Below are 14,141 nucleotides of genomic sequence, written 5' to 3' on the forward strand. Positions count from 1 at the left end.
GCCGACATGCAATTGATCTGGATGCGCAGCGACTTGCGCCAACATGACAACACCGCCCTCGCGGCCGCCGCAGCGCGCGGCCCGACGGTCGCCGTGTACCTGTTGAGTCCGCAGCAGTGGCTGGAACATGACGATGCGCCGTGCAAGGTCGACTTCTGGTTGCGCAACCTCGATGAGCTGAGCAAAAGCTTCGCCGCGTTGAATATTCCGTTGCTGATCCGTACTGCCGCGCATTGGGATCAAGCCCCAGTGGAACTGCTCAAGCTCTGTCGGCAACTGAAGATCGAAGCCGTCCACGTCAACGAAGAATATGGCGTCCATGAAAGCCGTCGCGATGCAGCGGTGGCGGACACACTGCAGGCCGAGGGCATCACGTTTCACAGCTACCTCGATCAGTTGCTGTTCAAACCCGGCAGCGTGCTGACCAAGACCGAGAGTTACTTCAAGGTGTTCAGCCAGTTCCGCAAAGTCTGTTATGAACGCTTGCACCGCTCGATGCCTGCGTTGGTCAAGGCCCCTGGCAAACAGGCAAAACTTGCCATCGACAGCGACCCGATTCCCGACTCCGTCAAAGGCTTCGCCACACCGAGCCAAACCCTGCGCGATCTGTGGCCGGCCGGTGAACAGGAAGCCCGGCGCCGTCTCGATACCTTCACCGACGCGCAGATCGACTATTACCAAAGCGAACGCGACTTCCCGGCCAAGCCCGGCACCAGTCAGCTCTCGGCATACCTCGCTGCCGGGGTGATTTCGCCGCGCCAATGCCTGCACGCCGCCCTGCAAAGCAATCAGGGCGAATTCGAAAGCGGCAAGGTCGGTGCGGTTACCTGGATCAACGAGCTGCTGTGGCGCGAATTCTACAAACACATTCTGGTCGGCTATCCACGGGTCTCGCGGCACCGCGCGTTTCGCCCGGAAACCGAAGCGCTGGCCTGGCGTGATGCGCCGGACGATCTCGCCGCGTGGCAAGAGGCGCGCACCGGTCTGCCGATCATCGACGCGGCCATGCGCCAATTGCTCGAAACCGGCTGGATGCACAATCGCCTGCGCATGATCGTGGCGATGTTCCTGACCAAAAACCTGCTGATCGACTGGCGCGAAGGCGAGCGTTTTTTCATGCGTCACCTGATTGATGGCGACTTGGCGGCGAACAACGGCGGCTGGCAATGGAGCTCGTCGACGGGCACCGATTCGGCGCCGTACTTCCGCATCTTCAACCCGTTGAGCCAGTCGGAAAAATTCGACAGCGAAGGCCTGTTCATCAAGCACTGGCTACCGGAACTGGCGGCTCTCAACAAGAAAGAAGTGCACAACCCGGCCGACGTCGGTGGTTTGTTCGGCGTGGCTGACTACCCGTCGCCGATCGTCAACCTCAGCACTTCGCGCCAGCGCGCATTGGCCGCCTTCAAGAACCTGCCTTCGCGTACGTCTACCGGAGGCGATGATGAGTGAATTTCTGCGCCGCTTCGCCCGGCAATTTTCAGCGTTGAACAAAGACAACCTGCAAAACCTCGGCGAGCTGTACAGCGATGACATTCATTTCACCGACCCGCTGCACGAGGTGCAAGGGTTGGCGCAATTGCGCGACTACTTCGGCGAGCTGTACGCCAACGTTAGCGAACTGCGTTTCGATTTTCATGGTTTCGACCAGATCGGCGACTGCGAAGGCTACCTGCGTTGGGTCATGAGTTATCGCCATCCGCGCCTGGCGGGTGGCCGTGTGATTCGTGTCAGCGGCTGCTCGCACCTGCTTTGGCACGACAAGGTTTATCGCCATCGGGATTATTTCGATGCCGGGGCGCTGCTGTATGAGCATTTACCAGTATTGGGCCGGGTCATCGCCTGGCTGAAAAGGAGAATGGGATGAGTCGTACACCTCCACGGCGCTATTGGTTGACCGGGGCCAGCAGTGGCATCGGCGCGGCGCTGGCTGAAGAGATCCTGAAAGCGGGTGCGCACCTGGCGGTCAGTTCCCGTCAGATCGCCCCGCTCAAGGTCTTGTCGCAACGCTATCCGGGGCAAGTTCTGGTGGTGCCGGGGGACCTGACCAACAGCCAGACGGTGCGCGAAATCGGCGAGCAGATCGCCACGGATTGGGGTTCACTGGATTCAGTGATTCTCAACGCCGGCACCTGCGAGTACGTCGATGCCAAGCAGTTCGACGCCTCGATCATCGAGCATGTCGTGCGCACCAACCTGCTCGCCAGCAGCTACTGCATCGAGGCCGCCTTGCCGCTGTTGCGCAAAGGCACCGCGCCGCACCTGATCGGCATGGCCAGTTCGGTGACCTACCTGCCGTTGCCACGGGCCGAAGCCTACGGCGCCTCGAAGGCCGGTTTGCGTTACCTGTTCGAATCGCTGCGCATCGATCTCGCCGACGAAGGCATTGAAGTCACAGTCATCAGCCCCGGTTTTGTCGAAACACCGCTGACCGCCAAAAACGATTTCCCCATGCCTTTGAGCTGGCCTGTGGATAAAGCCGCGCGGCACATCTTCGCCAAGCTCAAAGATCGGCCATTGGAAATCGCCTTCCCGGCGCTGTTCATGGCCGCGCTGTGGCCGCTGTCGAAACTGCCGGCACGCGTGCAACTGGCCATCGGCAAGCGCATGGTGCGCAAGTCGCCTCCGCTGACGGATCCGACATGAAAATTGCCATCGTCGGCAGCGGCATCGCCGGGCTTACCTGCGCCTACCTGCTCAATCGCCGCCATGAAGTGACGGTGTTCGAGGCGGGCGACTGGGTCGGTGGCCACACGCACACGGTAGACGTCACCGTCGCAGGGCAGCCCTACGCCGTGGACACCGGCTTCATCGTGTTCAATGACTGGACCTACCCGAACTTTATCCGCCTCCTCGGCCAGCTTGGCGTGGCGTTCAAACCGACGGAAATGAGTTTCTCGGTGACCGACCCGGACACCGGCCTGGAATACAACGGCAACAACCTCAACAGCCTCTTCGCCCAGCGCAGCAATCTGTTGTCACCGGGGTTCTGGGGCATGTTGCGCGACATCCTGCGCTTCAACAAAGAAGCCCAGCGCGACCTCGTCGAACTGCGCATTGCCGCCGACACCACCCTCGACGAATACCTCAAGGCCGGCGGCTACGGCGAACGTTTCATCCTGCATTACATCGTGCCGATGGGCTCGGCAATCTGGTCGATGCCGATGGCGGAAATGCTCAACTTCCCCCTGCAGTTTTTTGTACGGTTCTTCAAGAATCACGGGCTGTTGTCAGTCAGTGATCGGCCGCAATGGCAAGTCATCGAAGGCGGCTCGAGTGCTTACATCGCGCCACTGACGGCCGGGTTCAAGGACAGGATTCGGCTCAATTGTCCGGTCACCCGGGTCGATCGCGATGTGCATGGCGTAGTTATCCACAGCCCGGCAGGCCTTGAGCATTTCGATCGGGTGGTGTTCGCCTGTCACAGCGACCAGGCGCTGAAACTGCTGGCGGTGCCCAGCGATGCCGAACGCGCGATCCTCGGTGCGCTGCCCTACGCCGACAACGAAGTGGTGCTGCACACCGATACCCGTTTGCTGCCAACACGCAAACTTGCCTGGGCCAGCTGGAACTATCGACTCAGCGGCGCTGGCCATACTCACGCCGCCGTCACCTACGACATGAACATTCTGCAGGGCATTCAGAGCGAAACCACGTTCTGCGTCAGCCTCAATCAGAGTGCCGGCATCAGCCCCGACAAAGTGCTTGCCCGCTACACCTACGCCCATCCGCAATTCAGCCTCGCGGCGGTGGCAGCACAGAATCGCTGGGGCGAACTGGATGGCGCGCAGCACACGCATTATTGCGGCGCTTACTGGGCCAACGGGTTTCATGAGGACGGTGTCGTCAGTGCCTTGCGCGTTGCCGCCGCGTTCGGGGAAAGCTTATGAACAGCGCCCTGTATAGCGGCTGGATCGGCCATCGGCGTTTTTCGCCGCGCCGCCATGAATTCCGTTACCGGATCGGCTTGCTCTACCTCGATCTCAGCGAACAGGACGCCGTGCTTGCACTGTCGCCGCTGGCCGGGCGCAGCCGCTTTGCGCCGTTTTCATTTCGCGAGACCGACTATCTCAAGACTTTTACCAGCCGTGGCATGCGCCTGATCGATGCCGTGCGTCAGCAGGTCGGCATCGCCATCGGCCACGAACCGCAAGGCTCGATCTGCCTGCTGACCCAGGCGCGCAGTTGGGGGCTGTCGTTCAACCCGGTGAGTTTTTTTTACTGCCATGAGGCGGACGGGCAACTGGCGGCGATCGTCTGTGAAGTCACCAACACACCATGGGGCGAGCGCTATCACTATGTGTTGCCGGCGCGCCCGCCGGTCAATCTGCAGGATTTCCATCAGCACTTTGCCGTGGCCAAAGCCTTTCACGTTTCGCCGTTCCTGCCGCGCGATCTCGAATACCGCATGAGTTTCAGTCCCGCCGCGCAAAACCTCGGTGTGCACATGGCCGACTGGCAAGGCGAGCACAAACTGTTCGACGCCACCCTCAATCTGCAACGCGAAAGCCTCGACCGGCGCAGCCTGCATCGTTACCTGCGGCGCTTTCCGTGGATGACCGCGAAGACCGCCCTGGCCATTTACTGGCAAGCGCTGCGACTGCTGCTCAAACGCGCACCGATTTTTGCTCATAAGACTGCCGACGGCAGTTTTCAAACCGCCACTGTGCCTCCCAAGGAGCACCGCCATGAAATCCTCTAGTCTGTCGGTCAGTCGGCTCAGCACCAACGGTTTGACCGGGTCGCTGCTGCGCCGTGGCGTGCTGCGCCAATTGGCTCAGTTGAAAAACGGCCAACTGCTGGTGGTCGAGGACGGCGAACGCCTGATGTTCGGTACCCCGGGCAGTGCTTTGCTCGGGGAAATCCATGTGCTCGATCCGGCCGTCTGGGGCATGGTTGCCGGGAACGGTTCGATTGGGGCCGGCGAGGCCTTTATCCACGGCTATTGGAGTTCGCCGGATCTGACGGCCGTCGTCCGCGTGTTCGTCAGCAACCTCGACGTGCTCGATGCCATGGAGGGTGGTCTGGCCCGCCTCAGCCGGCCGTTGGTGCAAGGTCTGCACTGGCTCAACCGCAACACGCGCAAGGGTTCGCAGAAGAACATCGCCGCACACTACGACCTTGGCAACGATCTGTTCGAGCAGTTTCTCGACCCGACCATGATGTATTCGGCGGCGCAGTTCCTGACCCCGGAAGACAGCCTCGAACAGGCACAACTGAACAAACTGGAGCGGATCTGTCAGAAACTCGCGCTGCAACCCAGCGACCATTTGCTGGAGATCGGCACCGGCTGGGGCAGTATGGCGCTGTATGCCGCGCAACATTACGGCTGCCGCGTAACCACCACGACCCTGTCGAAAGAGCAGTACGCGTTTACCGCGCAACGCATCGAACAACTGGGTTTGCAGGATCGCGTCACGCTGTTGCTCAAGGACTACCGCGACCTGACCGGCGAATACGACAAACTGGTGTCGATCGAGATGATCGAAGCCGTCGGCCACCGCTTCCTGCCGACCTACTTCAAACAGTGCGCGCAGTTGCTCAAGAGCAACGGCCTGATGTTGATCCAGGCGATCACCATCCGCGAGCAGCGTTACGAACAGGCCAAGCGCGGCGTCGATTTCATCCAGCGCTACATCTTCCCCGGCGGCGCCCTGCCCTGCGTGCAGAAAATGCTCGAAGTGGTCGGCCGCGACACCGACATGAACCTGCTGCACATGGAAGATTTCGGCCTGCACTACGCCCGCACCCTGCGCCTGTGGCACGAGAACTTCCGCCGCGCCCATTGCCGCTTGAGCGAACTGGGCTATGACGATTATTTCCTGCGGCTGTGGGAGTTTTACCTGTGTTACTGCGAGGGCGGTTTCCTCGAACGCACCATCGGCACCGCGCAGTTGCTATTGGCCAAACCCGCCGCAATGACTGCGCCGCTGCTCGGACGCTTCGATGCTTGAGCGTGTCGCCAATGCCGTACTGTTCCAGATCGGCTGGCTGACCTGCGTGCTCGGCGGCAACAGCCTGTGGTTGCTGGTCGCGCTGGCGGTGCTGGTGATCCATCTGTGCTGGATCAGCAGTTGGGCGGCTGAGGGGCGTTTGATCCTCAGCGTGGTGATTGTCGGCACCGCTGTCGACAGTGTGTTGCGTGGTGCCGGGGTGTTCGCGTTTCAGGATCAGTCGCCGTTGATTCCGTTGTGGCTGATGTTGCTCTGGGCGTTGTTGGCGACCACCTTGCGCCATTGTCTGGCCTGGAGCGCGCGGCCCTGGTGGCTGGCGAGCTTACTCGGCGCTGTCGGCGGCGCGCTGTCGTATTACGCTGGCGGGCGCCTGGCCGGGGTGCAATTTCCCTATGGCGAACTGCCGACACTGATCGGCATCGGCCTGCTCTGGGCGTTGTTGTTTCCGTTGCTGCATGGGATGGCTCGGCGGCTGGCGCACTGAGCGTCTGTCAGACCGTTCACACGCGTATCGGTCACTGCCTTACACTGCCGACCATGAAGACCATTCCCCACCAACAAATCACTGAACCGGCGGTCACTTGCTCGACCTGCGCGGCGTGTTGTTGCCAGCTCGAAGTGATGCTGATCACCGACACTGGCGTGCCTGATCGCTTTATCGATACCGATGAATGGGGCGGCGAAGTAATGCTGCGTCTGGATGACGGCTGGTGCGCGGCGCTGGATCGCGACACGATGATGTGCACGATTTACGAAAAGCGTCCGCTGATTTGCCGCGAGTTCGAGATGGGCGCGCCGGAGTGCATTGAAGAACGCAAAGGCATCACGACTGCCTACCGCTGATCACAAGAACACCCCAAAACAAATGTAGGAGTGAGCCTGCTCGCGATAGCGGTGTGTCAGTCAATATATGTGGCTTAGAGCGGCATGGTGTAATGCAGCGAGTAACTTTCTACCCCGTCGTTGTCGCTGGCCAGACCGGCGTTGGAATAGTGCGTCGCACGAATCCCGACTTCATGCCCGCCATTGAAACGCAGACCAAAACCGAAGCGGTCTTCGAACTGGAAAGAGCCGCCGAGATTGTTGGATTCGTACTTGGTATTGGAGAAAGCCGCGACACCAATCCCCGCCTCCACATACGGTTTGACCGATTGACCGGCAAACTCGTAAACAAATACCGGCGAGAACGACAGGCTGTTGTTACTGGAGGTCTTGTCACCTTCCCAGTAGGTGTAAGCCCCGCTCCAGTAACCGGTCAGACGACCGACGTCACTTTGCAGCCAGCTCTTGTCCCAGTCGAAATTCATGCCCAGGCGGTACGTCATGGTCGAGTCGCTGGTGGCCCCCACCGCAAACTCAACACCGGCCGCTTGTGCAGTAAAACTTTGCCCCATCAGTGCGGCCGCAATCGCGGCCAAGCAGAATAGTCGCTTCACGTTGAAACTTCCTTTTCCGGAACGATCGTTTGGTTTTCTAGATAACTCATCGCTATAGAAGCTAGCGCCTGCTCAGAAGTTCAGCTGAAGTTTTAGTTATTTCACAATTTTTTTACAAGCTGAAGTTTTGCACTTCGTCGGCACTCTGCCCCAGTAACGGCAGGATGTTTTTCAAGTACGCAGGATCGGCGCTGGTCCAGAACCTGACCGGTTGGTTCGGTCCGACAGCGAGCAAATCGCGCTCCGCCAAAAGCCGCTGAAGTTGCCGCGCCACAGCAGCGCCCGTATCGATCAGACTAATGTCCGCGGGGATCATCGACTTGAGCATCGGCTTGAGAAAGGGATAGTGGGTGCAGCCCAAAATGATCGTGTCGCAACCGCTGGCCAACAGTGGCTCGACATACCCTTGCAGCAACTGGCGCAACTCGGCGCTGTGCAGATCGCCGCTTTCAATCAGCTCGACCAGACCGGGACATGGCTGAGTAATCACGCGCACGTCGGTGGCAAAGCGATCAAGCAGTGCGGCGAACTTGGCGCTCTGCAATGTGCCGGTGGTGGCGAGCACGCCGACCACTCCGCTGCGGGTCGCGGCAGCGGCAGGTTTGACCGCAGGCTCCATGCCGACAAGCGGCCAGTCAGGGAAATCACGGCGTAGATCGGCGACACCCGCGACCGTCGCGGTATTGCACGCGATGACCAAGGCCTTGGCGCCTTGCTCGCGGAAAAACCCGGCCATCACGCTGCAACGCTGACGGATGAAATCCGGGGTTTTCTCACCGTAGGGAATGTGCCCGCAATCGGCGACATAGAGCAACGTTTCATTGGGCAGCAAACGCTGGATTTCCGCTAGCACCGACAAGCCGCCGACACCGGAGTCGAACACGCCGATCGGCGCTTCACGCATGGCGCGGACCACAGACGCTGCAGCCTGGGTCACGCTTGACGCGCAACTCACGGAAACGCGAACCGAGGGCATCGATCAACAGCAAACGGCCTACCAGCGGCTCACCGAAACCGACCAAGACCTTCAAGGCTTCCAGTGCTTGCAAGCTGCCGACCAGACCGACCAGCGGCCCGACCACACCGGCTTCGCTGCAAGTCAGTTCGGCTTCGCTGCCGTGCCCGTATAAACAGTGGTAACACGGACTCTCGGCACGACGCGGGTCGAACACCGACAACTGCCCTTCCAGCCGAATCGCCGCGCCGCTGACCAAAGGTTTGCACGCCGCCACACACGCAGCATTGACCGCTTCGCGGGTGGAAAAATTATCGGAACAGTCGAGCACCAGATCCACCGCCGCCACGGCAGCAGCGAGAGAATCCTCGTCCAGTGCCTGACGATGAGCGATCAGTTGGATCTCAGGATTGATCGCGCCCAGACGCTTGAGCGCCGAGTCGACCTTGCTCATGCCGACGCTGTCGGTGTCATGAATGATCTGGCGTTGCAGGTTGGTCAGATCGACCGTGTCGAAATCCGCCAGATGCAATTCACCGACACCCGCCGCGGCGAGGTACAGCGCAACCGGAGCGCCGAGACCGCCGAGGCCGACGATCAACACACGACTGTCCTTGAGCTTCAGTTGCCCGTCGATGTCGATGTGTTGCAGCAGAATCTGCCGGCTATAGCGCAGCAATTCCTGATCATTCAGCACGGCAGGCGCCCCAGACTGATGCGTTGATGACCGCCCAGATCGGTGCGGCTGTGGACTTCTTCAAAACCGCGCGTGAGCAGCAGATCGCGCACGGCTTCGGCTTGATCATAGCCGTGTTCGAGCATCAGCCAGCCAGCCGCCTCCAGATGTTCCGGAGCCTGCGCGACGATCAAACGCAGATCGTCGAGTCCATCCTCACCGGCAACCAGCGCACTGGCCGGTTCGAAGCGCACATCGCCCTCGACCAGATGCGGATCGGCCGCAGCGATGTACGGCGGATTGCTGATGATCAACTGGAAACGCTGACCTTCCAGCGCGCTGAACCAATGACTGCTCAGCACCGTGGCGTTGTTCAAATGCAGACGCTGACGATTGCGTTCGGCAAGTGCGACAGCTTCCAGCACACGATCCACGGCAGTGACTTTCCACGCTGGGCGTTCGCTGGCCAAGGCCAACGCAATTGCGCCACTGCCAGTGCCGAGGTCGAGCACTTTGGCCGGCGTCGCGGGGAGCAACTCCAGCGCCGCTTCCACCAGCAATTCAGTGTCAGGACGCGGGATCAGGGTGTGCGGCGCGACTTCAAGATCGAGTTTCCAGAAGCCCTGCTGCCCGAGAATAAAAGCCACCGGCTCACCGCTACGGCGACGTTGCAAGTATTCGGCAAAAGTCAGTGCTGCTTCACTCGGCACGATGCGCTCGGGCCAGGTGTGCAGAAAACTGCGCGATTTGCCCAGTGCAGCGGCAAGGAGCAACTCGGCATCCAGACGCGCAGTCGGTGAATCCGGCAATTCAGCGGCACGCAACAGGCTGGCAATGATGGTCATTTATTCACCTATCGCTGCGAGTTGGTCAGCCTGGTATTCGGCCAGCAATGGCTCGATCACCGCTTCAACGCCACCGGCAAGAATTTCGTCAAGGGAATACAGGGTCAGGTTGACGCGATGGTCAGTGACCCGGCCCTGAGCAAAGTTGTAGGTGCGAATTCGCTCGGAACGGTCGCCCGAGCCAACCAGCAATTTACGTTCGCTGGCGATCGCGTTGGCCGCCGCTGCGGTTTGCTGATCGTTGAGTTTGGCCGACAGCCAGGCCATCGCCCGAGCGCGGTTCTTGTGCTGGGAACGTTCTTCCTGACACTCGACGACGGTGCCGGTCGGTATGTGCGTGATGCGGATCGCCGAGTCGGTGGTGTTAACGTGCTGACCGCCGGCCCCGGAGGAGCGGAACGTATCGACGCGCAAATCCGCCGGGTTGATCTCGATGGCTTCGCGTTCGTCCGGCTCGGGCAATACCGCCACGGTGCAGGCCGAGGTGTGGATACGGCCCTGGGATTCGGTAGCAGGCACGCGCTGTACGCGGTGCGCACCGGATTCGAATTTCAGCTTGCCGTAAACGTTGTCGCCTTCGATGCGGGCGATGACTTCTTTATAGCCACCGTGTTCGCCTTCGTTTTCCGACAGGATCTCGACACGCCAGCCGCGACGCTCGGCGTAACGCGAGTACATGCGGAACAGGTCGCCGGAGAAGATCGCCGCCTCGTCGCCACCGGTGCCGGCACGGATTTCGAGAAAGACGTTACGGCCGTCGTTGGGATCCTTGGGCAGCAACATGCGTTGCAGGTCGGCTTCCAGGGTGATCAGCAATTCCTTGGCTTCGCGGACTTCTTCCACGGCCATTTCACGCATGTCCGGGTCGCTGTCCTTGAGCAGCGCCTGCGCGCCTTCAAGATCGCTTTGTACGCTGAGCAGCTTTTTATAGCCTTGTACCACCGGCTCAAGTTCGGCGTATTCCTTGGAATAAGCACGGAATTTGGCCTGATCGGCAATGACTTCGCCGTCGCCGAGCAGCGCGGTCAGTTCCTCGAAACGGTCCTGGAGGACATCCAGCTTGTTGAGCAGTGACGCTTTCATTGCGGTTTTTTATCCGAAAAGCTATCCGGTGAGCCCTCAAGGGCAAAGAGTTCCTGGGCCATGGCCAGCGCATCGAGGCGGCCTTCGGCAGAAAGCTTTTTCAGCTGCACGCTAGGCGCATGCAACAGTTTATTGGTCAGGCCACGGGCCAGTTGCCCGAGCACGTCTTCGGCGTTGCCGCCATTGGCCAGCAGGCGCAGGGCTTTTTGCAGCTCCTCGTCGCGCAGGCGTTCGCTCTGTTGACGATAGGCCTTGAGCACGTCGACCGCCGCCAGTTCGCGCAGGCGCACCATGAAATCGTCAGCGCCGACCGAGACCATCTCTTCGGCGGCTTGTGCTGCGCCTTGGCGGCTCTTGAGGTTTTCGGCGACCACTTCGTGGAGATCGTCAACGCTGTAGAGGTAAACGTCGTCCAACTCGCCGACTTCCGGCTCGATATCCCGGGGAACGGCGATGTCGACCATAAAGATCGGTTTGTGCTTGCGCAGTTTCAATGCGCTTTCCACCGCGCCCTTGCCAAGAATCGGCAACTGACTGGCGGTTGAACTGATGACGATATCGCTGCGCACCAGTTCGGCCGGGATGTCCGAGAGCAACACCGCGTGAGCACCGAACTGCTCGGCCAGCAGACTGGCACGTTCCAGTGTGCGGTTAGCGACAACGATGCGCTTGACCCCCAGCTCGTGCAAATGGCGGGCGACCAAAGTGATGGTCTCGCCGGCGCCGATCAACAGAGCCTGACTGCGCTGCAAATCACTGAAAATCTGCTTGGCCAGGCTGACGGCGGCAAACGCCACCGATACCGGGTTTTCACCGATGGCGGTGTCGGTGCGCACCTGTTTGGCGGCATTGAAGGTTGCCTGAAACAGTCGCCCCAGCAGCGGCCCGATGGTGCCGGCCTCGCGGGCCACGGCGTAGGCCGATTTCATCTGACCGAGAATCTGCGGTTCGCCCAGTACCAGCGAGTCGAGCCCGGAGGCGACGCGCATCATGTGACGAACTGCCGCATCATCTTCATGCACATAAGCACTCGCGCGCAGCTCATCGAGGCTTAAATGGTGATAGTCGGCCAGCCAGCGCAGCACGATATCGGCCGAAAGCTGATCCTGTTCTATATAAAGCTCACTGCGATTGCAGGTGGAGAGGATCGCAGCTTCGCGGCTGTCGGTCAGTCGGCAGAGCTGCTGCAAGGCCTCCACCAGCTGTTCAGGAGTAAAAGCCACGCGCTCGCGGACGTCTACTGACGCAGTCTTGTGGTTGATACCGAGTGCAAGGAAGGCCATTCAAGGTCGCTGATGGTGACGTGAAGCCGGCAATTGTCCTACTTCGAAAGATTCAGAACAACTACCGCTGACTATTGTCCCAATCGTCAGCCCCTATAATGGGCACAATTGAGTCTCGGTTATGTTTGGCCGAAGGCTTGTGTCATGATGATCCGACCGCAGGTTAGTCGTCCTCTTCCTATATGAATAGATCTTCCGCGTTGCTCCTCGCTTTTGTCTTCCTCAGCGGCTGCCAGGCCTTGGCACCCGTGTCGCCGGACGGTACGCCGTCGGTTGAAGACACCACGCCAGCGCCTGAAAAGCCCAAGGTTTACAGCTCGTTCAGCGAGGAAACCGTTTTCAGCCTGTTGAGCGCCGAACTCGCCGGCCAGCGCAATCGTTTCGACATTGCCCTGGATAACTACGTGACCCAGGCCATCAACACCCAGGATCCGGGTGTCTCCGAGCGTGCGTTCCGTATCGCCGAATATCTGGGCGCCGATCAACCGGCCCTCGATACCGCGCTGATCTGGGCGAAAAACGCCCCGGACGACCTCGAAGCGCAACGCGCCGCCGCCGTGCAACTGGCGCGCGCCGGGCGTTATGACGACTCGATGGTCTATATGGAGAAAGTCCTGCAGGGCAAGGGCGATACCCATTTCGACTTCCTCGCGCTGTCGGCCGCCGATACCGATCAGGAAACCCGTAACGGCCTGATGAAAAGTTTCGACCGTTTGTTGCAGCGCCATCCGAACAACAGCCAGCTGATTTTCGGCAAGGCCCTGCTCCTGCAACAGGACGGTGACAACAAAGCAGCTCTGGCATTGCTCGAAGACCACCCGCCGGAAGAAGGCGAGATCGCCCCGATTCTGCTGCGCGCACGTCTGCTGCAATTGCTGAACCGTGGCGACGAAGCGCTGCCCCTGCTGCAAAAAAGCATCAAGAAGTACCCGGACGACAAGCGCCTGCGCCTGACTTACGCGCGCATGCTGGTTGAGCAAGACCGCATGGACGACGCCAAGGCCGAGTTTTCCAGTCTGGTTCAGCAATACCCGGAAGACGACGAACTGCGTTACTCGCTGGCTCTGGTCTGCCTGGAAGCCAAGGCCTGGGACGAGGCCAAGGGTTATCTGGAAGATTTGATCGCCCGCGAAAGTCACGTCGATTCGGCGCACCTGAACCTCGGTCGCATCGCTGAAGAGCGCAACGACCCGCAAGGCGCCCTTATCGAATACGCCCAGGTTGGCCCGGGCAATGATTATCTGCCGGCGCAATTGCGTCAGGCCGATATTCTGATGAACAACGGCAAGACCGCTGAAGCGCAGAGCAAACTCGCCGCCCAGCGCGACGAGCAACCGGATTACGCGATTCAGCTCTATCTGATCGAATCGGAAACCCTGTCGGCCAACAAACAGGACGACAAGGCCTGGAAAGTCTTGCAACACGCCTTGCAGCAATACCCGGACGACCTGAATCTGCTCTACACCCGGGCGATGCTCGCGGAAAAACGCAATGACCTGGCGCAAATGGAAAAAGACCTGCGCCTGATCATCAAGCGCGATCCGGACAACGCCATGGCACTTAACGCGCTCGGCTACACCTTGTCCGACCGCACCACTCGCTACGCTGAAGCGAAAGCGCTGATCGAGCAGGCGCACCAGATCAATCCGGAAGACCCAGCCGTACTCGACAGCCTCGGCTGGGTGAATTACCGCATGGGCAATCTGGATGACGCCGAGAAATATCTGCGTCAGGCGCTGGAGCGCTTCCCTGATCACGAAGTCGCTGCGCACCTCGGTGAAGTCTTGTGGACCAAGGGCAACCAGCGTGAAGCCAAACAAATCTGGGGCAAATTCCTCAAGGATCAGCCCGACAGCACCATTCTGCGCAGCACCATCAAGCGCCTGACCGGATCCGAGACTCTTTAACC

General features: G+C 60.1%; 15 protein-coding genes. 9 read left to right on the forward strand and 6 right to left on the reverse strand.

Annotation, left to right across the window (positions count from 1 at the left end):
- Positions 1-6: 6 nt before the first annotated feature.
- Genes phrB through AC1DVF_RS14205 form a run of 8 tightly spaced genes read left to right on the forward strand, consistent with a single transcriptional unit; the run spans position 7 to position 6,797 of the window.
- The gene (gene phrB, locus AC1DVF_RS14170; RefSeq protein ID WP_177412592.1) at positions 7-1,452 is read left to right on the forward strand and encodes a deoxyribodipyrimidine photo-lyase; all 1,446 of its coding nucleotides are present in this window, start codon (positions 7-9) and stop codon (positions 1,450-1,452) included.
- Positions 1,445-1,867, forward strand: a complete 423-nt coding sequence (locus AC1DVF_RS14175) for a nuclear transport factor 2 family protein (protein WP_093441392.1) — start codon at positions 1,445-1,447, stop codon at positions 1,865-1,867. The genes phrB and AC1DVF_RS14175 overlap by 8 nt, the downstream gene beginning before the upstream one ends.
- On the forward strand, positions 1,864-2,646 hold the full coding sequence (locus AC1DVF_RS14180; RefSeq protein WP_477782639.1) for an SDR family NAD(P)-dependent oxidoreductase: 783 nt from the start codon (positions 1,864-1,866) through the stop codon (positions 2,644-2,646). Before AC1DVF_RS14175 ends, AC1DVF_RS14180 begins: the two co-directional genes overlap by 4 nt.
- Positions 2,643-3,890, forward strand: a complete 1,248-nt coding sequence (locus AC1DVF_RS14185; RefSeq protein ID WP_257356108.1) for an NAD(P)/FAD-dependent oxidoreductase — start codon at positions 2,643-2,645, stop codon at positions 3,888-3,890. The genes AC1DVF_RS14180 and AC1DVF_RS14185 overlap by 4 nt, the downstream gene beginning before the upstream one ends.
- Positions 3,887-4,702 (forward strand): DUF1365 domain-containing protein, encoded by an 816-nt coding sequence (locus AC1DVF_RS14190; protein WP_477782640.1) that lies wholly within the window; start codon positions 3,887-3,889, stop codon positions 4,700-4,702. The genes AC1DVF_RS14185 and AC1DVF_RS14190 overlap by 4 nt, the downstream gene beginning before the upstream one ends.
- Positions 4,689-5,954 carry a cyclopropane-fatty-acyl-phospholipid synthase family protein gene (locus AC1DVF_RS14195; protein ID WP_320336329.1) on the forward strand — a complete coding sequence of 422 codons (1,266 nt, stop codon included), beginning with the start codon at positions 4,689-4,691 and terminating at the stop codon, positions 5,952-5,954. Before AC1DVF_RS14190 ends, AC1DVF_RS14195 begins: the two co-directional genes overlap by 14 nt.
- Positions 5,947-6,438: a DUF2878 domain-containing protein gene (locus AC1DVF_RS14200; RefSeq protein ID WP_093441415.1), complete on the forward strand. Its 492-nt coding sequence runs from the start codon at positions 5,947-5,949 to the stop codon at positions 6,436-6,438. The genes AC1DVF_RS14195 and AC1DVF_RS14200 overlap by 8 nt, the downstream gene beginning before the upstream one ends.
- A gap of 53 nt (positions 6,439-6,491) precedes the next feature.
- Positions 6,492-6,797, forward strand: coding sequence for a YkgJ family cysteine cluster protein (locus AC1DVF_RS14205; RefSeq protein WP_077574517.1), 306 nt, complete (start codon positions 6,492-6,494; stop codon positions 6,795-6,797).
- A 74-nt stretch (positions 6,798-6,871) separates the two neighbouring features.
- Here AC1DVF_RS14205 and AC1DVF_RS14210 read toward each other — a convergent pair whose 3' ends face one another.
- The 6 genes from AC1DVF_RS14210 to hemA all read right to left on the reverse strand — a co-directional run bounded on the left by AC1DVF_RS14210 (position 6,872) and on the right by hemA (position 12,232).
- On the reverse strand, positions 6,872-7,390 hold the full coding sequence (locus tag AC1DVF_RS14210) for an acyloxyacyl hydrolase (RefSeq protein WP_093441419.1): 519 nt from the start codon (positions 7,388-7,390) through the stop codon (positions 6,872-6,874).
- 112 nt (positions 7,391-7,502) lie between these two features.
- Positions 7,503-8,294 carry a glutamate racemase gene (murI, locus tag AC1DVF_RS14215; RefSeq protein WP_116255216.1) on the reverse strand — a complete coding sequence of 264 codons (792 nt, stop codon included), beginning with the start codon at positions 8,292-8,294 and terminating at the stop codon, positions 7,503-7,505.
- Positions 8,287-9,042, reverse strand: a complete 756-nt coding sequence (locus AC1DVF_RS14220; RefSeq protein ID WP_093441424.1) for a molybdopterin-synthase adenylyltransferase MoeB — start codon at positions 9,040-9,042, stop codon at positions 8,287-8,289. Before AC1DVF_RS14220 ends, murI begins: the two co-directional genes overlap by 8 nt.
- Positions 9,036-9,866, reverse strand: a complete 831-nt coding sequence (gene prmC / locus AC1DVF_RS14225) for a peptide chain release factor N(5)-glutamine methyltransferase (protein WP_477782641.1) — start codon at positions 9,864-9,866, stop codon at positions 9,036-9,038. Before prmC ends, AC1DVF_RS14220 begins: the two co-directional genes overlap by 7 nt.
- Positions 9,867-10,949: a peptide chain release factor 1 gene (gene prfA / locus AC1DVF_RS14230; RefSeq protein ID WP_077574521.1), complete on the reverse strand. Its 1,083-nt coding sequence runs from the start codon at positions 10,947-10,949 to the stop codon at positions 9,867-9,869.
- Positions 10,946-12,232, reverse strand: a complete 1,287-nt coding sequence (hemA, locus tag AC1DVF_RS14235; protein ID WP_007951716.1) for a glutamyl-tRNA reductase — start codon at positions 12,230-12,232, stop codon at positions 10,946-10,948. Before hemA ends, prfA begins: the two co-directional genes overlap by 4 nt.
- Positions 12,233-12,414: 182 nt before the next feature.
- Here hemA and AC1DVF_RS14240 point away from each other — a divergent pair, with 182 nt between their 5' ends.
- The gene (locus AC1DVF_RS14240) at positions 12,415-14,139 is read left to right on the forward strand and encodes a tetratricopeptide repeat protein (protein WP_093441433.1); all 1,725 of its coding nucleotides are present in this window, start codon (positions 12,415-12,417) and stop codon (positions 14,137-14,139) included.
- The last annotated feature ends 2 nt before the right edge of the window (positions 14,140-14,141 follow it).

Source organism: Pseudomonas sp. P4_D7, from assembly GCF_056401755.1.

Bases quoted from the DNA above. Each gene is read 5' to 3' on its own strand.
- AC1DVF_RS14240 (WP_093441433.1), top strand. From the start codon at position 12,415: ATGAATAGATCTTCCGCGTTGCTCCTCGCTTTTGTCTTCCTCAGCGGC.
- murI (WP_116255216.1), bottom strand. From the start codon at position 8,294: ATGCGTGAAGCGCCGATCGGCGTGTTCGACTCCGGTGTCGGCGGCTTG.
- hemA (WP_007951716.1), bottom strand. From the start codon at position 12,232: ATGGCCTTCCTTGCACTCGGTATCAACCACAAGACTGCGTCAGTAGAC.
- phrB (WP_177412592.1), top strand. From the start codon at position 7: ATGCAATTGATCTGGATGCGCAGCGACTTGCGCCAACATGACAACACC.
- AC1DVF_RS14195 (WP_320336329.1), top strand. From the start codon at position 4,689: ATGAAATCCTCTAGTCTGTCGGTCAGTCGGCTCAGCACCAACGGTTTG.
- AC1DVF_RS14190 (WP_477782640.1), top strand. From the start codon at position 3,887: ATGAACAGCGCCCTGTATAGCGGCTGGATCGGCCATCGGCGTTTTTCG.
- AC1DVF_RS14180 (WP_477782639.1), top strand. From the start codon at position 1,864: ATGAGTCGTACACCTCCACGGCGCTATTGGTTGACCGGGGCCAGCAGT.
- AC1DVF_RS14205 (WP_077574517.1), top strand. From the start codon at position 6,492: ATGAAGACCATTCCCCACCAACAAATCACTGAACCGGCGGTCACTTGC.
- AC1DVF_RS14200 (WP_093441415.1), top strand. From the start codon at position 5,947: ATGCTTGAGCGTGTCGCCAATGCCGTACTGTTCCAGATCGGCTGGCTG.
- prmC (WP_477782641.1), bottom strand. From the start codon at position 9,866: ATGACCATCATTGCCAGCCTGTTGCGTGCCGCTGAATTGCCGGATTCA.
- prfA (WP_077574521.1), bottom strand. From the start codon at position 10,949: ATGAAAGCGTCACTGCTCAACAAGCTGGATGTCCTCCAGGACCGTTTC.
- AC1DVF_RS14175 (WP_093441392.1), top strand. From the start codon at position 1,445: ATGAGTGAATTTCTGCGCCGCTTCGCCCGGCAATTTTCAGCGTTGAAC.
- AC1DVF_RS14185 (WP_257356108.1), top strand. From the start codon at position 2,643: ATGAAAATTGCCATCGTCGGCAGCGGCATCGCCGGGCTTACCTGCGCC.